The organism is Vagococcus allomyrinae (assembly GCF_017829975.1).
Classification (GTDB): Bacteria; Bacillota; Bacilli; order Lactobacillales; family Vagococcaceae; genus Vagococcus_D; species Vagococcus_D allomyrinae.
Map to the genome: position 1 here is coordinate 1 of NZ_JAEEGA010000021.1, position 24,732 is coordinate 24,732.

A 24,732-nucleotide genomic window follows, 5' to 3' on the forward strand; every position below is an offset into this window, starting at 1 on the left:
TAAGTGTGGTGGCGATAGCAAGAAGGATACACCTGTTCCCATGCCGAACACAGTAGTTAAGCTTCTTAGCGCCGATGGTAGTTGGGGGTTTCCCCCTGTGAGAGTAGGACGTTGCCACGCTTATATTTTGTATTTTGGAGGTTTAGCTCAGCTGGGAGAGCATCTGCCTTACAAGCAGAGGGTCAGCGGTTCGATCCCGTTAACCTCCATATGACTCGTTAGCTCAGTTGGTAGAGCATCTGACTTTTAATCAGAGGGTCACTGGTTCGAGCCCAGTACGGGTCATTTTTTTTTGCCAAATGCGGGTGTGGCGGAATTGGCAGACGCACTAGATTTAGGATCTAGCGCCTAACGGCGTGGGGGTTCAAGTCCCTTCACCCGCATAAAGAACTAAAGCCGGCTTAGCTCAGTTGGTAGAGCATCTGATTTGTAATCAGAGGGTCGAGGGTTCAAATCCTTTAGCCGGCATTAGAGAGTAGATGACTCTCTTTTTTTAATACATTTAGTCTTGAAAAAAAGTGAATTATCGTGTATTATGAATAGGTTGATAATAATAAACATGCGGAAGTAGTTCAGTGGTAGAACATCACCTTGCCAAGGTGGGGGTCGCGAGTTCGAACCTCGTCTTCCGCTTTTTATTTTTTATATGGAAAGACCAGTTTTAATTAGCCGGGGTGGCGGAACTGGCAGACGCACAGGACTTAAAATCCTGCGGTAAGTAATTACCGTGCCGGTTCGATTCCGGCCCTCGGCATTGTTTTTGCACCCATAGCTCAATTGGATAGAGTACTTGACTACGAATCAAGCGGTTAGAGGTTCGACTCCTCTTGGGTGCATTGCAACATTTTTTACGGGAAGTAGCTCAGCTTGGTAGAGCACTTGGTTTGGGACCAAGGGGTCGCAGGTTCGAATCCTGTCTTCCCGATTTTTATATTTTTTCAGACCTGTCAGGTCTTTTTTTTTGCGTTAAAACCCTAATTTTGCTCTCATTTGATCGTTTTAGAACCAAACTTCTTTCCCTTTATTGTCAAATTTAGTATAATGAAGGTCAAAGTTAGTCAATATTGATAGATAAGAGGTGTCGCAATAAAATGGAAAATCAAAATATTTCCGATTTGATCGAAGAATATTTAAAAGAGATTCTGAGAGAACAGGAGAAAATTGAAATTCGACGTGCTGAAATGGCTAATCAATTTAGTTGTGTTCCCTCTCAGATTAACTATGTCATTAACACTCGTTTTACGGTTGCCCAAGGTTATAGCGTAGAAAGCAAACGTGGTGGCGGTGGATATATTAGAATTCAAAAAGTTAACTTGAATCATCATGGTGAGATCTTAGCAGATTTGTCTAATATGGTGGGGAGCTCTCTGTCTCAAAATGATGGAATAGCAATTCTGCAGCAACTGTATAACTATGATATTATTAGTAAGAGGGAAGGCAATTTACTGTTATCAGTAATCGCCAGTGACGTTTTACAAATGGATAAGCACAATGAAGAAAAAACTCGAGCTCGTATGATGAAGGTTTTATTAGAACGTCTTCACTACGAAGAAAAGGAGTAACGATTATGGATGAATTATTTACAGAAAAAGCTAAAGCGGTCTTAGTGATCGCTCAAGAACAAGCTAAGTATTTTCGTCACCAGTCAATCGGTTCAGAGCATTTACTCTATGCGCTAGTGATTGAAGAAGGTGGCATTGCTGGTAAAATATTGCGTCAAGCTGGAATTAAAGCAGAAGACATTAAAGAAGAAATTGAGAAATTAACGGGCTACGGCTCTGCGCGTAGCTACACTCAAGGCGTTTATTTACCTTATTCACCTCGTGCAAAGAAAATTTTATCTTTTGCTGGTGATGAAGCTAAACGTTTGGATGCACCTAATGTAGGAACAGAACATATTTTATTAGGTATTTTAAGGGATGACGATATTTTAGCCTCTCGAATTTTGCGTAATTTTGGGTTGGATTTGCCAAAAACTCGTCAAATCATCTTAAAGAAAATAGGTGTGGCAGACACAAAGGCTAATAAGCAAGCGATGAAAAAAATGGGGAATCAGCCACGTCCTGAAGAAGGAACCCCTACATTGGATTCTCTGGCCCGAGACTTAACGGCACTCGCACGTGCTGGTAAGATGGATCCAGTTGTTGGTAGAACGAAAGAGGTTCAGCGTTTAATCCAAATTTTAAGCCGGCGTACAAAGAATAATCCAGTGCTAGTAGGCGAACCAGGTGTCGGTAAAACAGCGATTGCTGAAGGACTTGCTCAACGGATCGTATCAGGGGAAGTTCCAGAAGAAATGACAGAAAAACGTTTGATGATGCTCGATATGGGATCGATGGTTGCAGGGACTAAGTACCGTGGTGAATTTGAAGATCGCATGAAAAAAGTGATTGATGAAATTTATCATGATGGCAATATCATTCTTTTTATCGACGAATTACATACGTTAATTGGAGCAGGTGGTGCTGAAGGGGCGATCGATGCGTCGAATATATTAAAACCAGCCTTAGCTCGTGGCGAGTTGCAAACTATCGGAGCGACAACTTTAGATGAGTATCAGAAGTATATTGAAAAAGATTCGGCGTTGGAACGCCGATTTGCCCGCATTTTAGTGGATGAGCCAACGGCAGAGGAAGCAATTGAAATATTAACAGGATTAAAAAAACGTTACGAAGATCACCATAAAGTGACGATTACAGAAGAAGCGATTCATGAGGCCGTCTATTTATCAATTCGTTACATTAATTCTCGTCAATTACCAGACAAGGCGATTGATTTGATTGATGAGTCAGCCGCCAAGGTACGCTTAAGTTTTTCTGATAAAGCCTCACCTAGAACACTGTTAGTGCAGAAGTTAGCAGAAATAAAAACAGAAAAAGACAATGCTATTTTTGAGCAGGATTTTGAGCTAGCGTCGCTGATTCGTAAACGTGAGAAAAAACAAGAACAAAAAATTAGCGCTTATGATGAGAAACAATTGGCGAATAAAGAAGGCTATGCTCACCAAGTGACAGGTGAAGATATTGCTGGTGTTGTTTCGCAGTGGACGAGTATTCCATTACAGCAATTAGAGAAAAAAGAGAGCGATCGTTTACTGAGATTAGAAGGGGAGCTACATAAACGGGTTGTTGGCCAAGATGAAGCTGTAGAAGCTGTTTCTAGAGCGATTAGAAGGGCTCGTAGTGGGCTTAAAGATCCTAATCGACCAATTGGCTCATTTATGTTTTTAGGCCCGACAGGGGTCGGTAAAACGGAATTGGCCAAAGCTCTAGCAGAAGCGGTGTTTGGTGCTGAAGATGCCTTGGTGCGAGTGGACATGTCTGAGTTTATGGAAAAATACAGTACCAGTCGTTTAATTGGGTCACCTCCAGGTTATGTTGGCTATGATGAAGGTGGCCAGTTGACCGAAAAAATTCGTCAGAAACCTTATTCAGTAATTCTTCTGGATGAAGTAGAAAAAGCTCACCCAGATGTCTTTAATATTTTATTGCAAGTTTTGGATGATGGTCATTTAACTGATTCTAAGGGACGCAAAGTCGATTTTAGAAACACCATCTTAATCATGACATCAAATGTAGGGGCAACGGCTTTAAAAGAAGATAAATCGGTTGGTTTTAACGTTTCTGATATTAGTCAAGATCATAAGGCGATGCAAGCTAAGATTATTGAAGAATTAAAAAAGGCGTTTCGACCAGAGTTCCTGAACCGAATTGATGAGACGATTGTTTTCCGCTCATTAGTTAAAGATGAATTACGAGAAATTGTCAAAATTATGAGTCGATCGATTGTGACTCGTTTAAGCGAACAAGAAATTGATTTAAAGATTACCGCTTCAGCTTTAGATGTTGTTGGCAAGGAGGGCTTCGATCCGGAATATGGGGCCCGCCCAATTAAACGGGCATTGCAAAAAGAAGTGGAAGATAAATTAAGTGAGGCACTGTTATCAGGTCAAATCGCTTTGGGTGATAAAGTCACAATCGGGGCATCAAAAGGTAAAATTACTTTAAATGTAACGGAAAAAGCTCTTGAAAAAGTGTCGGAAAAGGTTTAAACTAAATAGGTAAAATAAATACAAACTTTGAAGTTGGTAGGTGCAAAACCAAGGCGCCTACCAGCTTTTTCGGTATTTTTATTGTGAAAAAACATACAGAGTTTTCTGTGGGCATGTGTGTTCACGCGTAATAACGCTAGAAAAGGAGTTTTTTATTATGAAAGCAATTGAAATTACTGCTACAGTGGAATCAATTAACCAAGCTCAGGCATTATTGGAAAGTGGTGTAGATGTTTTATATTTTGGTGAAGAGTTATTTGCTTTAAGGCTACCAACTTATTTTTCTCGAGAGGAGCAACAAGAACTTGTTGAATTGGCTCATCGTCATCATAAAAAAGTTACCGTGGCAGTCAACGGGATCATGCACCCAGAAAAGATGCGGCTAATACCTGACTATTTAACTTTTTTAGAATCAATCAAGGTTGATCAAATAGCGGTTGGTGACACGGGAGTTATTTTTGTTTTGCAACGGGATGGCTATCAGTTGCCTTACATTTACGATGCTCAGATGTTGGTAACCAGTTCTCGTCAAATTAATTTTTGGGCAAAACGGGGAGCTGTTGGGGCTGTTATGGCCAGAGAGGTACCTTATTTGGAGCTCAAAGAAATGTCTGAAACGATCGCGGTTGATGGCGAAATTCTGGTTTATGGTGCAACTTGTATTCATCAATCGAAACGGCCTTTAGTTGAAAATTATTTTGCTTATACAAAAGCAGAAGACGAAGTTAACAGGGAGCGGGGGCTCTTTTTGGCGGAGCCCAAGAAAGAGGAGACGCACTATTCGATTTATGAAGATAGCCATGGCACCCATATTTTTGCAGATAACGATCTTAATTTGATGATGGAATTGCCCAAATTAGTTGAATTGAACTATGGACATTGGAAGCTAGAGGGGCTATATACACCTGGAGACTCGTTTGTCGAGATTGCCAAATTATTTGTTAAAGCTAAGATAGCGTTATTGGCCGAGGAGTGGACAGAATCGCTAGCTCAAGAATTATCGGTAAAAGTAACAGAACACCACCCAGTAGGGCGTGGTTTGGATACTGGATTCTTTTTGATGGACCCAGATGAAGTAAAATAGAAGGAGTTTAATCATGACACTTAAAACAGAGTTAAAACGACCTGAGGTTTTAGCGCCAGCAGGTACGTTGGAAAAATTGAAAACCGCGATTCACTACGGAGCAGATGCCGTTTATATTGGGGGAGATGCTTATGGGTTGCGCAGTCGGGCCGGTAATTTTAGTTTTGAAGAAATGGCGGAGGGAGTGGCTTTTGCGAATACCTACGGTGCTAAGGTTTATGTGGCAGCTAACATGGTGACTCATGAAGGAGACGCCAAAGGGGCTGGTGAGTTTTTTTTAAAACTACGTGAAATTGGCATTAGTGCCGTTATCGTTTCTGATCCAGCTTTGATTGAAATTTGTGCAACAGATGCACCGGGGTTGCCGATCCACTTATCAACACAAGCGTCTGCCACTAATGTTGAAACCTTGGAATTTTGGAAAAAAGAAGGATTAGAACGAGTGGTTTTGGCTCGAGAAGTTTCAATGGCGGAGATTGCTGAAATTCGTCAACAGACGGATGTGGAAATTGAAGCGTTTATCCATGGCGCCATGTGTATATCTTATTCAGGTCGCTGTACCTTATCCAATCACATGTCAAAACGAGATGCTAATCGGGGGGGGTGTTCCCAGTCTTGTCGTTGGAAATATGACTTATTTGATATGCCTTATGCTGGAGAGCGTCGTTCGTTGCAAACCAATGGTGAAATTGAAGATGAAGCTTTTTCGATGAGTGCTGTTGATATGTCGATGATTGAACACATACCTGACCTGATCCAAAATGGCGTAGATAGCTTTAAAATTGAAGGTCGAATGAAGTCAATTCATTATGTGTCGACGGTTGCCAATGTTTATAAGAAGGCCGTTGACAGTTATATGGCTGATCCGGATCATTATGAATGCAAGCAGGAATGGGTGGATGAGCTGTGGAAAGTTGCCCAACGAGAATTGTCTACTGGGTTTTATTATCAAACACCGAGTGAGGAGGAACAACTTTTTGGCGCACGTCGCAAAATTCCTGTATTTAAATTTATTGGTGAAGTCCTTGCATATGATGATGCAACAGGGGTTGCAACTATCCGTCAACGGAATCATTTTCGAGTGAAGGATGAAATAGAATTTTATGGTCCGGGTTTTAATCATTTTGACCAAACAGTTGAAGTTATGTGGAATGAAGAGGGAGAGTCAATTGAAAAAGCGCCAAACGCTATGATGATCTTAACAATGCCAGTTGCGCAACCTGTAAAACCAGGTGATATGATTCGGAAAAAGAAGTAGCGATGAGTGACATGTGCCAAGCTTTTTGAGTGAAAAGAAATGAATAGATGATTGAAAGGCTCATGGCACATGGATTCGGCATTTTCAGGAAATTCACAAACCGAAATCTTGATTTATAGAGGTGGTTTCTCGTATAATTTAGGGTGGTAGATACTGCGGAAGGATGAAGACAATGAAAAGATACGATTATATCGTAATTGGTGGCGGTAGTGGTGGCATTGCTTCAGCGAATCGAGCTGGGATGCACGGGGCTAGTGTTTTATTAATTGAGGGCAACGAACTTGGTGGGACCTGCGTTAATGTTGGATGTGTGCCTAAAAAAGTGATGTGGTCAGCTTCTCAATTAAGAGAAAATATCTTGTTAGACGCAGAGAGTTATGGTTTCGATGTGACGATTGATTCATTCGATTTTGCTAAGTTAGTTGCCAACCGCCAGGCCTATATTAAACGACTGAATGGTTTATATGAATCAGGATTAGAAAGCAATGGTGTGACCTACGTAAAAGGTTATGGCAAATTTGTAGCAGAAGATGTGGTAGAAGTTAATGGTCAGCATTACACAGCACCGCACATTTTGATTGCTACTGGTGGTCAAGCCAGCTATCCGAATATTCCGGGAGCTGATTTGGGGATTGATTCCAATGGGTTCTTTGAGTTGACTCATTTACCTAAGCGAGTTGCAGTGGTTGGGGCAGGCTATATTGCGATTGAACTGGCCGGAGTCTTAAATGGTTTAGGCGCTGAGACTCATTTGGTTTATCGGAAAGAACGACCTTTAAGGGAGTTTGACACGGAAATTGTGGATGCCCTATTGGCTATTTATCAGCAAGAGGGGATTGCCGCTCATCCTCTATCAATTCCTAAAAGTGTTAGCAAAGCGCAGGATGGCTCTTTGGTGTTACATTTTGAGAACGGTCAGGAGTTAGTGGTAGATGCGGTGATTTGGGCAATTGGTCGCAAACCAAATTTGGCAGGTTTAGACTTGACCAAAACGCGCGTTGAACTGAATGATAAAGGACAGGTCAAGGTTGATAAATTTCAAAATACAACCCAAACAGGTGTCTATGCTATAGGAGATATTATTGGCAAACTGGAATTGACCCCTGTGGCGATCGCAGCTGGCCGACGTTTATCCGAGCGCTTGTTTAATGGTAAGACTGATGAGTATTTAAATTATGAATTAGTGCCAACCGTGGTGTTTAGTCATCCGCCGATTGGAACAATTGGGATGACTGAGCAGGAAGCGTTGGCGAAATATGATCAATCACAGATTAAAATTTACCGTTCACAATTTAACCCGATGCAATATGCCCTTCAAACGCGTAAAGTGAAAGCAACCATGAAATTGGTCTGTTTAGGTGAAGAGGAAAAGATTATAGGGTTACATGGTGTAGGACTCGGGATGGATGAGTTGTTACAAGGGTTTGCTGTGGCGATTAAGATGGGCGCAACCAAAAAAGATTTTGATAACACCGTTGCAATTCATCCCACGGCAGCAGAAGAATTTGTGACGATGCGCTAAAAATAAATTATTAAGAAAAAGTACGTGATTATCCTTATTAGCATATTTCTTGCTTTTTTTAAGGGGAATTTTCCTTTTGTGAGATTATAGACTATAATAGTAATGTAATGATAATTATTCTAAAGATGAAAAAATGAACAAAAGGAGGATCTTTACATGGATGTATTAACATTAGCACGGATTCAATTCGGAATGACGACTGTTTTTCATTTCTTTTTTGTGCCCTTATCCATTGGTTTAGGATTGGCCGTGGCTATCATGGAAACAATGTACGTTGTAAAGAAAGAAGAAGTATACAAAGACATGACTAAGTTTTGGGGGAAGATATTCTTACTTAGTTTTGCCGTCGGGGTTGTGACAGGAATCATTCAGGAATTTCAATTTGGAATGAACTGGTCGGAATACTCGCGTTTTATGGGTGATATTTTTGGTGCGCCATTAGCGGTAGAAGCTTTATTGGCTTTCTTTTTAGAGTCAACTTTTATCGGCCTATGGCATTTTACTTGGGATAAAGTGAAACCTCGTACCCACATGATTTTTATGTGGCTCGTGGCGATTGGTTCAACGCTTTCCGCCTTGTGGATCTTAGCCGCTAATTCATTTATGCAAAATCCAGTGGGCTATCAATTTAATCCTGAGACTGGACGAGCAGAGCTAACTAGCTTTTTGGAGCTCTTAAAAAATCATCAATTATGGCTTGAATTACCCCATGTTATTTTTGGTGCTTTTGTAACAGGTGGTTTTGTGATTGTCGGAATTTCAGCTTGGAAAATGATGCGTAAGGAAGACGTCATTTTCTTTAGAAAGTCAATGAAGGTAGGCTTGATTATTGGCTTAATCTCGTCGATTGTAACAATTGGTTTCGGTCATGCGCAAACACAAGCGGTTATTGCTGATCAACCGATGAAATTTGCCGCTATGGAAGGAATTTATGAAGATGTGGCACAACCTGCTCCTTGGAAGGTTGTGGGCTTGATGGATCAAACGAATCGTACAGAAGGTCCAAGTATCGAAATCCCTTATATGTTGTCAATTTTGGGCAGTGATCATGATGGTGATTTTAGAGGGATGAATAGTTTAAACAAAGAATTGCAAGAAAAATGGGGCAAGGACATGGATTTCTATGTGCCCGTTAATACTTTGTTTTGGAGTTTCCGTTTTATGGCAGGTTTTGGTAGTTTAATGGCATTGCTTGCTATTGTTGGTTTATGGGCACTTAAAAATGATCGGATTTTCAAGATGAAGTGGTTGCAGATTATCTTTACTTTGTGTATTGCGGCACCATTTATCGCTAATACGTGTGGTTGGCTGATTACGGAATTAGGTCGTTTCCCTTGGACTGTTTATGGTTTATTTACGATAGCCGACAGTGTTTCGCCAAGTGTCACTGCTAATCAGTTATTATTTACAAATATCGTTTACTTCCTCATATTTTCATTATTAGGTGGTGTGATGGTCTTCTTGGTTCAGAGAGTGGCTAAGTATGGGCCTTATAAAGAGGATAAAGAGGCTTTATCAACAATTGACCCCTTAGCGAAGGAGGCGTTCTAGTATGGACATGACTTTCTTACAATTATTATGGTTCTTATTAATTGCCGTTCTGTTTATTGGCTTCTTCTTTTTGGAAGGCTTTGACTTTGGTGTCGGTATGGCAACGAAACTCTTGGCAAAAAACCGCCAAGAACGTGAACAAGTGATGGGGACGATTGGACCCGTCTGGGATGCGAATGAAGTTTGGTTGATTACCGCTGGTGGAGCTTTATTTGCTTCATTCCCAGAGTGGTATGCCACACTCTTTAGTGGGTATTATATCCCGTTGTTCTTAATTTTATTCGGCTTAATTTTACGGGGGGTTTCCTTTGAGTTTCGCGATCATATGGAATCGGATCGTGGTCGTAATATTTGGGAGTGGGCGCTGTTTATCGGTAGCTCGATCACCCCATTTTTATTTGGTTTAATGTTTACTAGTATGGTTCAGGGAATGCCAATGAAGGCCGATAAGAACATTTATGCCGGTTTTGGTGATTATGTTAACTTGTTCTCGATTGTGGGAGCTGTTGCCGTGACCTTGATCTGTTTTATTCACGGGTTAAATTATATTCGCTTGAAAACGGATGGACCGATTCGTCATCGTGCAGCTATGTATGCGAAACGCCTTTACCCCGTATTATTTGTAGGGTTGGTTGTTTTTGCAGGCTTACTTTGGAAAGACACGGATTTCTTTGATAAGCGTCCGATTTCAACGTTGCTTATTTTGGTCGTGATTGTGTTAGCAGCAGTTGTTGCTGCACTGGGGACATTTAAAGAAAAAGAGTTACTTTCTTTCATAGCGACAGGTGCTGTCTTAGCAGGAATTGTGGTGTTATTATTCAATGGTCTGTTCCCACGTGTGATGATTAGTTCAATCGACTCAGCTTATGATTTATTAATCGTAAATGCGTCTAGCTCACCGTATACATTGAAGATTATGACAATCGTAACAGCTTGTCTATTACCATTTGTCTTGGCTTACCAGGCATGGTCATATTTCATTTTTGCTAAAAGATTGAAAACAGGTAAAATAAAGGGGTAAACTCTGATGATAGATAAAAATGTTTTTCGATTCAATAAAATCAGACCTGTTTTTATTGGGCTTGCAGGACTAGCTGTCCTGCAAGCTCTTTTGATTATAGGTCAAGCTTATTTTTTATCAAAAGCTATTAGTAGTGTTTGGGGAGGGGCAACTGTTGCGTCGCAACTGCCGCAAGTCGCCTTGTTTTTTGTTTGTTTTATGATGCGCCAAGTCGGTCATTTTATTAAAGATAAATGGTTGGATGGTTACGCCTATGAACAGTCAAAAGAGATTCGTCAACAATTATTAAAAAAAGTCTTTTCTTTGGGCCCTAATTTTGTCCAAAAAGAAGGCACAGGCAATATGGTTACTATGGCGATTGAGGGGATTAGCCAATTGGAAAATTATATCACCATCATTTTGCCTAAGATTACCAATATGATGATTGTTCCTTGGTTGATCGCGGCTTTTGTTTTTACACAAGATGTTCGTTCAGGTGTGGTGCTGATTTTAGTTTTTCCAATCATTATTTTATTTATGATTATCTTGGGATATGCGGCGCGAGCCAAAGCCGATAAACAATACGAAGGGTTTCAAATTTTAAGTAATCATTTTATTGATTCGTTACGTGGCTTGGAAACCTTAAACCTTCTGGGATTAAGTAAACGCTATGGTAAAAATGTTTATAATGTCAGTGAGAATTATCGGAAAGCGACTATGAGTACCTTGCGCATTGCGATTCTATCGACCTTTGCCTTAGACTTCTTTACGACTTTATCAGTTGCCATTATTGCGTTATTCTTAGGATTGAATTTAATCAACGGATTGATGCCTTTATTCCCAGCCCTAACTGTCTTAATTTTAGCCCCCGATTTTTTCTTGCCAATTCGTGACTTTGCGAATGACTATCATGCAACACTTAATGGTGGGAACACGTTAAAAAGTATCTTTGCTGTCTTGGATGCTAAAGAAAGCGGGGTCCAAGAAGACCTTAGTTTAACTCATCAGTGGGATGTAACAGATAATTTGAGTGTTCAAAATTTAGGGGCTAGCTATGGGGAAGCCATTGACCTAGATGCTATTCGGAACCTTGATTTTAATTGGCAAGGCTATGGTAAAATCGGAGTGGTTGGCCGGTCGGGCTCGGGTAAATCAACCTTAATTAAAGTGTTAGGGGGGTTCTTAAACCCAACACCAGAAAGTCATATTGAGATTAACCACCAAGAGCTTAGTACGTTGAAGCAACGGGAGTGGCAGCAGCAAATGTTTTATATCCCTCAAGATCCCTATGTGTTTCATGCCAGCTTTAAAGAAAATGTGGCTTTTTATGTGCCAGATGCAAGTGAAGAAGCAATTTTATCGGCCATTGCTCAAGCGGGTTTAACAGACTTGTTAACAGAACTGCCAGAGGGGTTGGCAACGATTATTGGTGAAGGTGGCCAAACATTAAGTGGGGGCCAGATGCAACGGGTGGCCTTAGCACGTGCCTTTTTGGATCATTCGCGAAAAGTGTTGCTGTTTGATGAGCCAACAGCTCATCTGGATATCGAGACGGAAGCGGAATTAAAGGAGACCATGTTGCCGCTGTTTGAAGAAAAGTTAGTCATCTTTGCAACTCATCGGCTCCATTGGATGAAAGAGATGGATTATATTTTAGTCATGGACGAGGGGCAAATTGTGGAACAAGGAACTTATCAGGAGTTAACCACAAGAAATGGTGATTATCACCGTTTTGCCAGTGACGTTGTAGGAGGACAAGTAGATGAGTAAAAAAGCAACGAACCCCCGCTTATTGTTATCAAAAGAAGATACTTGGGTACGTCCTTATTTTAGAAAATATCGCAAATTATTAATACTGGTTTTGTTTTTAGGGCTGTTGACATTTTTTGCAGGTAGTGCGTTGATGTTCACCTCTGGGTTTTTAATCAGTAAATCAGCGTCTCGTCCTTGGAATGTGTTGGCCGTTTATGTGCCGATTGTCCTGACGAGAGCCTTTGGGATTGGGCGTCCTTTATTCCGCTATATGGAGCGTTTAGGAAGTCACGATTGGGTTTTGCGGATGACTTCTGATATTCGACTGAAATTATATCGCTCATTAGAATCACGAGCGGCTAAATCGAAGGAAGAATTTCAAACTGGGAGTATTTTAGGGATTTTAGCTGAAGACATTGAACATATTCAAAATCTGTATCTGCGCACGATTTTTCCAACTTTAATTGGTTTATTGTTATACGTCCTAATTGTCATTGGGTTCGGCGTCTTTTCACTTCCTTTTGCGCTGCTGATCTTAGTGATGCTGGGGGTTATTGTCATTATTTTGCCATTAGCCTCAGTCGCAGTTAATCAAGCCAGAGTTTATCGCCGAAAACAAGAACGACACACATTATATAATCAATTGACGGACTCCATTCTAGGTGTAGGGGATTGGCAATACAGTGGTCGTTATGAGGAGTTTTTAGCTCGTTATAACGATGCCGAAAAGAATGTCCGTGCTGAAGATGTTAAACTTAATAAGTACACTCGATTTCAAGATTTTATGATTCAATTAGTATTTGGTTTGATTATCGTGGCGATATTTATCTGGGCTGGTACTTATTTTGGAAGTGGTCCAAAAGGTAGTTTAAATTGGGTAGCAGCTTTTGTTTTAGCTGTTTTTCCATTGATGGATGCTTTTTCTCCTATTAGTCAAGGGGTGACAGAATTACCGATGTATGAGGATTCAGCACAACGGTTAGATAGTTTGCCAGTGGCGGAACCAGCGGCAGCTGTAGATGAAACAGTCGTTGTCGATGAGCCTTTAGTCAACGCTGAAATTGATTTTGAAAATATCACTTTTAGTTATCAAGAAACGGGAAAAGTCATTTTTCAAGCATTTAATTTACATGTTGTGGCTGGGCAAACATTAGCCATTTTGGGGAAAAGCGGCATTGGAAAAACAACACTTTCCAAAATTTTACGGGGAGACTTAAGCCCACAAGCGGGACGCGTTTTGATCAACGGGCAACCTGTGGCGTCTTTAGGCGAGATGTCGCGCTATATTGGCGTTTTAAATCAGTCGCCTCATTTATTCAATACAAGTATTTTAAACAATGTTCGTTTGGGAAATTTGGAAGCGACTGACGAAGAGGTGTTAGCGGCGATATACCAAGCGGGCTTGCAATCAGTTATTGATAAATTACCTGAAGGGGTTAATACCCTTGTTGAAGAAGGTGGTAAACGATTCTCAGGCGGTGAGCAGCAACGGATTGCATTGGCGCGTATTCTCTTACAAGATGCGCCAATCGTGATTATTGATGAGCCGACCATTGGATTAGACCCCCTAACAGAACGGGCCTTACTGGAGACTGTTTTATCGGTCTTAAAAGATAAAACGGTTCTGTGGATCACCCATCATCTGATGTCAATTGAACAGGCGGACAGAGTGATTTTTATTCAAACAGGTGAAATTATTATGGATGACACGCCACAAGAATTGAAAGAGACAAATTTGCATTATCAATATTTGCTTAGTTTGGACTATAACTAAGAAAGATAACATAAGTGAAGGAGCTTGGGGGTTTCTCTCTCAATTTTCTTCACTTCTTTTCTTTTCATTAATTTGCTGTGGTTAACAGTTTCTTTTTTTCGTAACTTTCTCTTTACACAGACTGAATAAATGGGTACTATTGAAGTATATTGTTGAAAATGTAAAAAAAGTGTATATATATCGTTCGAAAAACGACCTATAGTTATTAATACAGGTAAAAGTATTTAGAAAGGTGGATTTTTATGTTGCAGCATGTCATTCACATGAAGTCCCGAATGTTTAAAGAAGTCCAAAAACGTAATGCAAAGACAACTGTTTTATTAAAAGAAGCGACCATTGATTATGCTAAATTAATGCAACTAACCATTTTTTGTAAACAGCAAGGGATTCCTACAGAATTTTTTGAACCTGCAAGTCATCGTTTTATGGAATACTGGAATCGATTTTTCCCCAACTTCATCTTACATGAGCTTTACTATGAATTCAGTGAAGCAGGCGATTTTGCCTTAAGCGTCAATTTTCAACGCGGACAACGGCGAATCAAAGGAGAAACGAATGATCTGAAAGACAAGGCAGCGGAACTGTTGGCGGTATGTTTACGAGAAATTGATATTAGCAAGGCCAATCATTTAGATGAAAAGTTAACGGCTCGTCAAAAACAAATTGATGAGTTGGAATTGGAATATAAAACATACCGTGAGATATCAGAACAGGATTTACAGGAAAAAGATCATTATTTGGATCGTTTACAAGCAAAATACAAACAAATGGATAAAAATTTATCTTCTCGGCAACAACGGATCAATGATTTAGAGAAAGATCATGAACACTTTCGTCAACAAGCTGCCCGTAATATTCAAGCTAAGAGTAATCAACTGGATATTTTACAAGGACGCTATGAACAATTAAATGAAGAATTAGCTGCTCGCCAACAACGAATTAACAATATTGGGCGGGACCATGAAATATTTAGAAAGCAAGCAGAGTTGGATGTTGAAAATAAAAACGAACAATTGGATATTTTGCAAACGCGTTATGAAAAATTAGAAGACGAACTGTCCTTTTATGAAGAGAAGATCAAGAAAATTGAGCAAGATCATCATCTTTATAGAGAACGAACAGAAGAAGATATTGTCCGAAAAAATAATGAAGTCAAAGATCTACAAGAAAAGTTAACCACTAAACAGCATTTATTGGATGAGTCGATTCCTAATTTTGAACGCTATAAACAACAATCTGAAGAGCAATTAATCGCTAAAAACGAAGAATTAGCAGAGTTAGAGCGCAAGCATGAAGAGATAAGTTTAGAGCTGATAAGCCGTCAACAAAAAGTTAGTAAATTAGAGCGTAACCTTGAAGTCTTTAAGGAATTAGCTGAAAGTGAGTTAAATAAAAAAAATCAAGAATTGATCGAACTGCAAACTAAATATGGTTTGATGACGAATGAATTAACAGAAAGACAAGAGCAAATCAGTTCAATTGAACAAGAGCAAAAGAAATTTACCGCCCAAGCAGAGCATGATATTAAGCAGAAAGATGAGCAGCTTGGAGGCTTACGGGAGAAGTTTGCCAAAATTTCAGACGACTTGTCCAAACAATACCAAATTGTGGAATTAGAAGCGGATCATGAAGCATTTAGAAAACAAGTTCGACAAGACATTTTAATGAAAAAAGAACAGCTGGATGATCTGCACGATAAATACAATCAAATGGATCAAGAGCTGGTTAGCCGTCAGGTTAAAATTGATACCTTGGAAGCCGATTATGCATCATTTAGATCACAAGTTGAGCAGGATATCCAACTTAAAAATGAACAGCTAGAAAAATTGCAACAGCTGTATGATGAGATGAGAAAAGGGAAACACCAAGAAGTGAAGCCCAAAAAGGTATCAGACGATAAACTGATTGTTGATCTACACAAGGCTAAACAGCAACAACCTAGCGTGGAAGCCGAAATTGAAACATCCTTGTCGGAGGAATTGACCAGTGGAACTAACTCTGATCAAGAGTCGCTAAATAAGACTCTTTCGTTAAAAAAATTGGCAGAAGTCACTAAAAAAGTGGCTACTCCAGTCCGATCAGTTGAAGAAAATTCTGAAGAAGCTAAGGGGAAGGTTTTAGTCCTTCAACAAGTTCTGGAAGAGTTGGATGAACGCGTCGAACGGCAGGGAGAAGATATTGGTGAAAAACCTCAAGAAGTCTTAAAGCAAACGGCACAAGTTGTTGAGGAGGCAAAAGAAGGAGATACGGAGTTAGTAGCGCCGCTAGAGACAGGGGATGACCATCATACATACAATATGCCTGCTATTGAAATAACTCAGGAATTCCGTCAAATTAAACGTTTTTCTGATGTTCATATGGATGCGGATTTTCGTCACTTAGGTGAACGAGATAAAAACCAACCTAAAGTTTCACCAAAGATTGAAAGTATGCGAGAACGGTTAAAGGCGTCTGTCAATGAACAAATTGCCAATGTGGAACGACCAGCTGATATAGCCACAAAGTCAACGTTGTTACCAAATACGGGGAATGTTGTCACAAGCTCAAAATATCAATTAGAACTGAAAATTAGAGAGTTGTTCAAACAATCTCAGAAACCAGAACATGAAAAGCGGATAAAAGTACAACGGGATGATTATTATTCCTATATTACAGCCATTGATTTTTTAGATTATCAATGGAGCCAAGCAATGCTACACAAGGAAGGAAGGAACAATGACGAATTTTTAAATTGGGTTCAACAATTTATTGATCATTTACCGAATTTCAAAGAAGACTTGGATTTTAATGTGCGCAAGCCGATGTTTAATAAAGCTAATTATGTGACCAATCTCGAAACGTTAAGCATGTTGCAAGCGTATGCTTTATTGAATCAGTTTTTGGAATTGTATTGTGAAGAAATAGAGTCAAAATAAAAAGAAGTGCGTCTGTTGCATAATAGTCGTGAAACTGAAACAGGGTGGGACATAAGTCCCACCCTGTTTTTGAGGTCAATCTTGCCGATTTAATAAGCGTTCTGTTAGTTCTGTGAGTATTTGCCGTTCAAGGGTATCAGGTAATTTGGCAATGTCCGCTAAGGCTTTATCGGTATAGCGGGTTGCTAACTTTTGAGCTTTTTCAAGACCGTGGTAGCGATTGATGTTAGCCACCACTAATTGAATATCGTCATCAGTCAGCTCAGGGCCTTTTTCTAAGATCATAAAGGCATCACGATTTTCCGCCATCGCGTAAATCAATGGTAAAGTGTAGTTACCATTTCGAATGTCCTCTAAAATCGGTTTATGAAGTTCGGCTTCAGTTGATGTAAAATCTAGTACGTCATCTAAAATCTGAAAAGCCATGCCAATTTGATAACCAATTCGCTGGGCTAAAATTTGCACGCGAAGAGAAGTATTGGCTACTTGAGTTCCTTGATAGCAGCTGAATTGGAATAATTGAGCCGTTTTTCCTTTAATGTGTTGCAGGTATTGTTTAATGCTAATACGGGAATTATGCCGTAAGTGCATCTGGTCTAATTCACCAACCAAAATTCGTTTCATATTGAGGGCGTTTGACTCTAAGGCCTCTGTTGTTTGAGATGAATTTGCTAATAACTGAAAATAAACTGTAAATAAAAAATCGCCAGCGTAAACAGCAATATCTTTGCCATAAGCTGCTTGTATTGATGGACAATCTCTTCTAATTGGAGAGTCGTCAATGATGTCATCGTGAATCAAGGTCGCGGCATGCAGTATTTCAAGTGAGGCTGCCATTTGGTACTTGATTTTATTATTAGGGACATGTCCAAAACTGCTAAACAGAAGAAAATAGGCTGGACGAAGCAACTTGCCGCCAGCTTCAAAAAACAATTGCAGGGCTTCTGTCATTTCTTTATTGCGAATTTTAACCGATTTATTCATTACTTTTTGTGTTTCTATTAATTGTTCTTGCATTGTTGGGTATTTATTCCATAATGGGTGAATCGCCATATCAGGCCTCCTGCACTATTCTTTACACTAATTCCAATTTAGCTTAAAATGAAGATTGTGTCAATTGATTGCTCTAGGAATGTTAGACTTCTTGAGAGAATTAGGAGATAATCAAATAAATATGTGAAAATGATGGATTTTTAGGAAGAGGGCGTCAAATAATGAGTTGGAAAGTATTTGCAGAGTTGGTCGAATTAAAAGCTAAAACAGCAAGTGTCTTCCCTTTTGTGTTAGGAATGGCTTATAGTTGGTTTCATTATCAGCAGGTGTATGTTGGTAATATGTTGTTCTTTTTTGTTGCCATGGTCTTGTTTAATATGGCAGTTGATATATTGGATAATTACATGGATTATCACAATGCTACGGATGTTCATGAGTATAAAGATGAGACCAATATTATTGGCAGAGAGAAATTATCACTGCCATTGGTGCGTAATTTGATGATTGCCTTTATTGTTGTTTCAGCGGTTATGGGGATTTATTTAGCCTCACAAACGAGCTGGGTGATTTTGTGGTTAGGTATGATTAGCTATTCAGTAGGTATTTTTTATTCTGCGGGTCCTAAACCACTGTCTAGTATGCCTGTTGGGGAAGTAGCATCGGGACTAGCAATGGGATTTGTGATTCCATTGATTTGTGTCTATCTCAATATCTATGATTTAGCACCGTTTACATGGCAATTAATGGGGCAAGTTTTAGTTATGTCTCTCCCAGCGGTCTTTGCGATTGCCAATTTAATGTTGGCTAATAATACGTGTGATTTAGAAGAAGATATTTTGAATAACCGCCACACCTTGGTATTTTATATAGGTAAAAAGGCTGCTATACGTCTGTTTTGGTTTTTGGGATTATCGCCCTTTATTGTTGTGACGGTAGCTGTTATTATTGGTTTAGTGCCGTGGTTAGTTTTAGGAATGTGGCTAATTTTTCCAGTGATTTTTAAGAATATCTCAGCCTTTTCCAACCGTCAAATTAAATTGGAAACTTTCCCTTTGGCAATTAAGAATCTGGCGTTAACGGTTATGCTTTATGCCATACTTTTTGTTGTGGGAGCATTATTGTAAGGAGGAGTAGCGAATGCATACGAAAAAGGCGTTAGTTAATGAATTACAAGCTTTAGGTATCTCTCCAGGGGATAAATTGTTAGTTCATTCATCTTATAAAGCTGTTGGTCAGTTTGAAGGAGGACCTGTCGGACTGGTTCAAGCATTGATGAGTTATTTCAATGAAGGTCTTTTGATTTTGCCAACCCATACATGGGGGAAGATTAATCAAGAGAACCCCCTGTTTGATCCGGCAACTGAACCTGCTTGTGTTGGGATTTTACCTAATATTTTTATGGCTCAAGCTGGTGTCCTTCGTTCACTTCACCCGACTCATTCAGTAGCAGCGTTTGGCGCTGGGGCAGAGTCGTTCGTGGCAGGCGAGGAGCTAATTGATACCCCTTGTGGTCGTCAAGGCTGTTGGGGGAAATTATTGGATATGGAGGCTAAAATTTTATTTTTAGGTGCCACGTTGAAAAGCAATACCTTTATTCATGGCGTAGAAGAGTGGAATGACATTCCTAAACGTTTAACAGACGAGCGGGAATTGCTGCAAATCAAATTGCCTACGGGAATTATCCAATCGCCTCAGCACCGACATATTGGCGATGTGTCTCAACATTATGATAAGCTTTATGAGCCCTTTATTGCGCATCAGTTGATTCGTCAAGGCTCAATTGGTAAGGCGTCATCATCAGTCATTGAAGCCAAACCAGTTTATGAGTTGGTTTCAGCCCTATTGAGGAGAGAACCGGATTTATTTACAGACGATCAAGCGATTCCGGTTAGTTGGTATTAAAGAAAAGCAGTAACCAAGGAAATAGTGAGTGAAAGGCCTTTATTTTAAGGTCTTTTTGCGCTTTTTATAGAACTTTTTCTTAAAATGTGTTCATTATTTTTTGCGTATAAATAGAAATCATTCCGTTTTGATGCCTTTCGCTTTTTTTTTAGCAAAATCTCTTGCACATTTTAAGGAAACATTGTATACTAAACACATGAACAGGTATTCATTTATGACTTATATAAAGTAAGTGAGGAAAGAGGAGAAAACTTATGGAAAAAACAACGGACCACGTTCATGATTGTCAACACGACCATCATGATCATGATCATGAGCATGAACATGGACACTCTCATGATCACGATCATGGGAAAATGCCAGTCATACTCTTTTTTGTTGGTTTAGCGGCTTTTTTGTTGGCGTTGTTCCTTGATGAGGGAATACTTCAAAATGGGATGTATGTGTTGGCCATGTTGATGTCGGGTTATCACATTATTGAAGAAGGGATTAGTGATACGATTGCTTCTACAAAAGCTAAAGGGAAGTTTACCCCGAATGTTCACGTGTTAATGACCTTAGCGGCTTTAGGAGCATCATTAATCGGTGATTTTGAAGAAGGAGCGCTATTAATTGTCATTTTTGCCTCAGCTCATTTTTTGGAAGACTACGCTGAAGGAAAAAGTAGACGGGAAATAACTAATTTAATGAAAATGAATCCGACAGAGGCGCGGTTGATTCAAGAAGATGGTTCCACAAAGACAGTAGAAGTGACATCTTTAGCCATTGGTGATCATTTGCAGGTTTTAAATGGCGATCAAATTCCCACAGACGGCATTATTTTAACTGGTTACAGTGCAATTGATGAAAGCTCCATTAACGGTGAGAGCATCCCTCGGGAAAAGAGCGTTGGGGATGATGTTTTTGGTAGTACAATTAATGGCAATGGCACGTTCACTATGGAGGTGACGAAGGACAGTCGGGATACCTTATTTGCCAAAATTTTACAGTTAGTCAATCAGTCTCAATCTAATTTAACAAAGACAGGAACTAAAATTCAACAACTAGAGCCAATTTATGTTAAAAGTGTTTTACTAATGGTTCCCATCTTCATTGTGGTGATGCCTTTTATTATGGGATGGAATTGGTATGAAAGTTTTTATCGTGGGATGGTTTTTCTGACAGTTGCGTCCCCTTGCGCTTTAGCAGCTAGTGCTGTGTCAGCTACTTTATCTGCGATATCTAACCTAGCTAAAAAAGGCGTTCTTTTTAAAGGAGGCTCCTATCTCTCTAATCTTGCCGATGTTCAAGCAGTGGCTTTTGATAAAACAGGCACATTAACAGCGGGTAAACCTCAAGTGACAGATTATTTTTTTATTGACACTACTCAGGAACAATATGTTGTAGATATTATTGTAGCGATGGAGAAAACAGCCAATCACCCATTAGCTAATGCGATTTTAGCTAAGTTCAAGTGTCAGACAGAATTGAGTTTAGAAGTGGAAAATGAAATTGGGAAAGGGTTAGTATCACGAATTGACAATCGTGTTTATCGGATTGGAAAACCAGAAAGTTTTAGTGATGTATCCCAAACCATGAGGGACCTAAATCATCGTTATTCAGATGAGGGGAAAACTGTTGTGTATATTTCAGAGGATGAGCATGTGGTTGGTTTAATTGCCATGATGGATGTCCCTAATGAGCATGCTAAAGGAGTTATTAGTTACCTGAAGTCTCAACAAATTCACACAACGATGATTACAGGGGATTCAGAAAAAACAGGGCAAGCTATTGGGAGACAACTGGGAATGGACGAAATTATCGGCAATGTTTTGCCTGAAAATAAATCCGCAATTGTCGCAGATCAACAAGCTAAGTTTGGCGTCGTGGCCATGCTGGGTGATGGGGTAAATGATGCCCCCGCTTTAGTGAATGCTGATATTGGGATTGCGATGGGAGATGGGACAGATGTGGCGATGGATGTTGCTGATGCAGTTCTCATGAATAATGATTTAACAAAATTGAGTTATGCACATAAAATAGCGAAACGCTTAGATAAGGTTGTTTGGCAAAATATCTACTTTTCGATGGCTGTGGTGGTGTTCTTGGTTATTTTAAACATCTTCGGCAAAATGAATTTACCTATCGGTATTTTAGTTCATGAAGGCAGTACGTTGGTGGTTATCTTTAATGGCTTAAGACTGCTGTTGCCGATCAAAAAGTAACAGTCAGGAACGCTTCATTTGATAGACAAAAAAGATCTAGCGTAAGCTAGATCTTTTTTGCTTTAATACGTAATAATCATATCGTCGTCAGGATCGTCTGAAACGCCGACGATTTCCACGACTAACCGATGAGGTAAACAAATGGATGTCTGGCCAGGCTTGCTAATCCAACCAGTTTTAACAGCAATTTGATCAGGGCTGTTATCTTCTTTGACACGAATTCGAGTACCTTCGATTTCCACAATGTTGTACTGCTTTTTGGAAGGGTGATAGGTCACCAATTGATGTTCAGTATCTTCTGATAATGTAAAACGGTCGACTTCCTTGCCGTCAATTGAAATGATGGCTGTTGTCTGCTTGGTACTGATACTTAAATCCTTTTGAGTAATTGCTAATACTCCATAAGGCGCAAAAGATAAAATAATAAGGACCACGATGATGATGCCATCGAATAATTTAAATTGTGTTTTGATTTCTTTCCAGAACATAGTTTCCGCTCCAATACGCGATAGTTTAATTCATTGTCTATAGATTAGATTAACCAGAAAACATCAGCTAGTCAACTATTTCTAATTAATTTGCCAGACTTCCTCCGATTTTTGTGAAATAAGCAATAAAGTTGATGTTTTAGTAGTACTTACACTATAATTTTAATGAACGAATTTTTTGGCTTGTTTTCTGTCAGGGCGTTTTATGAAAGAAGCTAAGGTCGATATTAGTTAAGACAAGCCGATGAGGTGACTTCGAAAAGGCGGAGAATCTGCAAATGGCTTTTCAAATTAGGAGGAATTAGGTTGAAGAAGTACCAAGTATTACTATATTATCAATATGTTACCATCGAGAATCCAGAACAATTTGCAAAGGAGCACCTGGCTCTCTGTAAGTCCCTTAACTTAAAAGGTCGTATTTTAGTGGCTGGTGAAGGAATTAATGGCACTCTGTCAGGGTTGACAGAGGATACGGAAACATATATCGATGCTATGCACAATGATTCTCGCTTTAAAGACACGTTGTTTAAAATTGATCAAGCTGATGGTCATGCCTTTAAAAAGATGCATGTGCGGTCTCGCGAAGAAATCGTCTCATTGAGCCTAGAAGACGATATTAACCCTCACGAGCTAACAGGTGAGTATTTATCGCCTAAAGACTTTCGCGAGGCTCTAATGGACGATAACACGGTTGTAATTGATGCTCGTAATGACTACGAGTATGATCTCGGTCATTTTCGTGGGGCAATTCGTCCAGATATTCGTAACTTCCGTGATTTGCCACAATGGATTCAAGACAATAAAGAGCAATTTATGGAAAAACGCGTGGTGACTTATTGCACAGGCGGTATTCGTTGTGAGAAATTCTCTGGCTGGTTAGTCCGCGAAGGCTTTAAAGACGTCGGTCAATTAGATGGCGGTATTGCCATGTACAGTCGGGACCCAGAGGTTCGTGGTGATCTTTGGGACGGTATGATGTACGTCTTTGACGAACGTTTAAGCGTGCCGATCAATCATGTGGAGCATGTGGTGATTGCGAAAGATTGGTTTGATGGGGAACCTTGTGAACGTTATTGTAACTGTTCCAATCCTTATTGTAATCGTCAAATGATTGCTTCAGAAGAGAACGAACATAAATATCTCCGTGGCTGTTCTGCGGAATGTCGCGTTCATGAGGCTAACCGCTATGTCGTGGAACATGAGCTAAGCCACGATCAGTGGGAAGCGCGTTTAAATGCCTTAGGTGAAAGCCTAGCTAAAGAAACAGTTTAATGTAATGAGGGAAGTCATCTTAAAGGTGGCTTCCTTTTTTAAGAATTTTTAAACAATATTAGGTTTTTAGTAAATAATCTATTAATTGCTAAAGAGTTCTTAAGATCTGTGACGGGTATCATACTAACCGCTAGACTAATAGTGAAAGGGTTAGGAGGTTGGAGATGGACGTTAGTGAGAGTGTATCTTTGAAGAAAGGGGCTGCTCTGTTTTGGACATTTGGCATGAATCAAGTGCGTTGTTGTTTGTTTCCTGCATTGATTTTTGTGGCCTTAGCTGTGACAAAAGTAGTCAGTATTCCAGGCATTGCCAGGTATGATCTTTTATTTGTGATTTGTGTCTTGATACAATTGGTCTTATTGGGAATAAAATTTGAAACCTTGGACGAATTTAAAGTGATCATGCTGTTTCATGTTATAGGTTTGGCCTTGGAAATATACAAGATTCAAGTAGGCTCATGGAGCTATCCTGAACCAGGGCTGATTAAGCTTGGTGGTGTGCCACTTTACAGTGGTTTTATGTATGCGAGTATTGGCAGTTATATCTGCAAAGCTTGGAAAGTGTTTGATTTACACGTTGCTCATTGGCCTAAATCAGTGATTGTGTGGTTGTTATGTGGTGGGATTTACTTTAATTTCTACACCCATCATTATATATGGGATTTTAGGTGGTGGTTAATCAGCTTGGTTTTTGTGGTCTTTTTCCGAACGCGCGTCTCATTTCAAGTTGACGACCTGAGGTTAACCATGCCGATGACCCTCTCGTTCTTTCTCATCGGTTTTTTTATTTGGCTGGCTGAAAACATTGCTAGTTTCCTTGGAGCCTGGGCATATCCTGATCAATTGGAACGTTGGCGTCCTGTTCATCTTGGAAAAATTACTAGCTGGTATTTACTGATTATTATCAGCATTATGTTGGTGGCTGAATTAAAACAGATTAAGCGAGAACGACTTGTGGACTAGAAAT

The 24,732-nt window shown here is 39.7% G+C and carries 17 protein-coding genes, 8 tRNA genes and 1 rRNA gene; 24 read left to right on the forward strand and 2 right to left on the reverse strand.

The annotated features are described in order from the left end of the window. Positions 1-4 precede the first annotated feature (4 nt). The 19 genes from rrf to I6N95_RS23450 all read left to right on the forward strand — a co-directional run bounded on the left by rrf (position 5) and on the right by I6N95_RS23450 (position 16,907). Positions 5-120 (forward strand): 5S ribosomal RNA (gene rrf / locus I6N95_RS23360). A 16-nt stretch (positions 121-136) separates the two neighbouring features. Beyond that, positions 137-209 (forward strand) — tRNA-Val (locus I6N95_RS23365). Positions 210-212: 3 nt separating this feature from the next. After that, a tRNA-Lys gene (locus I6N95_RS23370) sits at positions 213-285 on the forward strand. Between the two features lie 16 nt (positions 286-301). Beyond that, positions 302-383, forward strand: a tRNA-Leu gene (locus I6N95_RS23375). Between the two features lie 12 nt (positions 384-395). Next, positions 396-468 (forward strand) — tRNA-Thr (locus I6N95_RS23380). 93 nt (positions 469-561) lie between these two features. Further along, positions 562-633: transfer RNA gene (locus tag I6N95_RS23385), tRNA-Gly, on the forward strand. Positions 634-668: 35 nt separating this feature from the next. Further along, positions 669-754 (forward strand) — tRNA-Leu (locus tag I6N95_RS23390). An 8-nt stretch (positions 755-762) separates the two neighbouring features. Then, positions 763-836, forward strand: a tRNA-Arg gene (locus tag I6N95_RS23395). 15 nt (positions 837-851) lie between these two features. Beyond that, positions 852-925 (forward strand) — tRNA-Pro (locus I6N95_RS23400). A gap of 166 nt (positions 926-1,091) precedes the next feature. Further along, positions 1,092-1,562: a CtsR family transcriptional regulator gene (locus I6N95_RS23405; protein ID WP_209531962.1), complete on the forward strand. Its 471-nt coding sequence runs from the start codon at positions 1,092-1,094 to the stop codon at positions 1,560-1,562. 5 nt (positions 1,563-1,567) lie between these two features. Continuing rightward, positions 1,568-4,051, forward strand: coding sequence for an ATP-dependent Clp protease ATP-binding subunit (locus I6N95_RS23410; RefSeq protein ID WP_245249841.1), 2,484 nt, complete (start codon positions 1,568-1,570; stop codon positions 4,049-4,051). A 157-nt stretch (positions 4,052-4,208) separates the two neighbouring features. After that, positions 4,209-5,135, forward strand: a complete 927-nt coding sequence (locus I6N95_RS23415) for a peptidase U32 family protein (RefSeq protein ID WP_209531964.1) — start codon at positions 4,209-4,211, stop codon at positions 5,133-5,135. A gap of 13 nt (positions 5,136-5,148) precedes the next feature. Continuing rightward, on the forward strand, positions 5,149-6,393 hold the full coding sequence (locus I6N95_RS23420; RefSeq protein ID WP_209531966.1) for a peptidase U32 family protein: 1,245 nt from the start codon (positions 5,149-5,151) through the stop codon (positions 6,391-6,393). Between the two features lie 172 nt (positions 6,394-6,565). Beyond that, entirely contained in the window at positions 6,566-7,915 is a 1,350-nt protein-coding gene (gene gor / locus I6N95_RS23425) for a glutathione-disulfide reductase (RefSeq protein ID WP_209531968.1), read from the forward strand. Positions 7,916-8,071: 156 nt separating this feature from the next. Further along, positions 8,072-9,466: a cytochrome ubiquinol oxidase subunit I gene (locus I6N95_RS23430; protein ID WP_209531970.1), complete on the forward strand. Its 1,395-nt coding sequence runs from the start codon at positions 8,072-8,074 to the stop codon at positions 9,464-9,466. Positions 9,467-9,473: 7 nt separating this feature from the next. Further along, positions 9,474-10,487, forward strand: a complete 1,014-nt coding sequence (gene cydB, locus I6N95_RS23435; protein ID WP_209532148.1) for a cytochrome d ubiquinol oxidase subunit II — start codon at positions 9,474-9,476, stop codon at positions 10,485-10,487. Positions 10,488-10,493: 6 nt separating this feature from the next. Further along, positions 10,494-12,236: a thiol reductant ABC exporter subunit CydD gene (cydD, locus tag I6N95_RS23440; protein WP_209531972.1), complete on the forward strand. Its 1,743-nt coding sequence runs from the start codon at positions 10,494-10,496 to the stop codon at positions 12,234-12,236. Next, entirely contained in the window at positions 12,229-13,992 is a 1,764-nt protein-coding gene (cydC, locus tag I6N95_RS23445) for a thiol reductant ABC exporter subunit CydC (protein ID WP_209531975.1), read from the forward strand. Before cydD ends, cydC begins: the two co-directional genes overlap by 8 nt. Positions 13,993-14,234: 242 nt before the next feature. After that, complete coding sequence (locus I6N95_RS23450; RefSeq protein WP_209531977.1) at positions 14,235-16,907, forward strand: coiled-coil domain-containing protein; 2,673 nt, start codon at positions 14,235-14,237, stop codon at positions 16,905-16,907. Positions 16,908-16,982: 75 nt separating this feature from the next. On the opposite strand, the gene I6N95_RS23455 is transcribed toward I6N95_RS23450, so the two are convergent. Then, positions 16,983-17,960, reverse strand: a complete 978-nt coding sequence (locus I6N95_RS23455) for a polyprenyl synthetase family protein (RefSeq protein ID WP_209531979.1) — start codon at positions 17,958-17,960, stop codon at positions 16,983-16,985. Between the two features lie 161 nt (positions 17,961-18,121). On the opposite strand from I6N95_RS23455, the gene I6N95_RS23460 reads away from it, so the two are divergent. The 3 genes from I6N95_RS23460 to I6N95_RS23470 all read left to right on the forward strand — a co-directional run bounded on the left by I6N95_RS23460 (position 18,122) and on the right by I6N95_RS23470 (position 22,006). Beyond that, positions 18,122-19,024, forward strand: coding sequence for a prenyltransferase (locus I6N95_RS23460; RefSeq protein ID WP_209531981.1), 903 nt, complete (start codon positions 18,122-18,124; stop codon positions 19,022-19,024). A gap of 13 nt (positions 19,025-19,037) precedes the next feature. Continuing rightward, positions 19,038-19,802, forward strand: a complete 765-nt coding sequence (locus tag I6N95_RS23465) for an AAC(3) family N-acetyltransferase (RefSeq protein WP_209531983.1) — start codon at positions 19,038-19,040, stop codon at positions 19,800-19,802. A 254-nt stretch (positions 19,803-20,056) separates the two neighbouring features. Beyond that, the gene (locus tag I6N95_RS23470) at positions 20,057-22,006 is read left to right on the forward strand and encodes a heavy metal translocating P-type ATPase (RefSeq protein WP_209531986.1); all 1,950 of its coding nucleotides are present in this window, start codon (positions 20,057-20,059) and stop codon (positions 22,004-22,006) included. Positions 22,007-22,068: 62 nt separating this feature from the next. Here the strand turns inward: I6N95_RS23470 and I6N95_RS23475 are convergent, their stop codons facing one another. Beyond that, entirely contained in the window at positions 22,069-22,494 is a 426-nt protein-coding gene (locus I6N95_RS23475) for a NusG domain II-containing protein (RefSeq protein ID WP_209531988.1), read from the reverse strand. A gap of 306 nt (positions 22,495-22,800) precedes the next feature. On the opposite strand from I6N95_RS23475, the gene trhO reads away from it, so the two are divergent. Both trhO and I6N95_RS23485 read left to right on the forward strand, forming a co-directional pair. After that, on the forward strand, positions 22,801-23,766 hold the full coding sequence (trhO, locus tag I6N95_RS23480; protein ID WP_209531989.1) for an oxygen-dependent tRNA uridine(34) hydroxylase TrhO: 966 nt from the start codon (positions 22,801-22,803) through the stop codon (positions 23,764-23,766). Positions 23,767-23,930: 164 nt separating this feature from the next. Beyond that, a complete protein-coding gene (locus I6N95_RS23485) occupies positions 23,931-24,728 on the forward strand; it encodes a DUF817 domain-containing protein (protein WP_245249842.1) in 798 nt (265 codons plus the stop codon). The last annotated feature ends 4 nt before the right edge of the window (positions 24,729-24,732 follow it).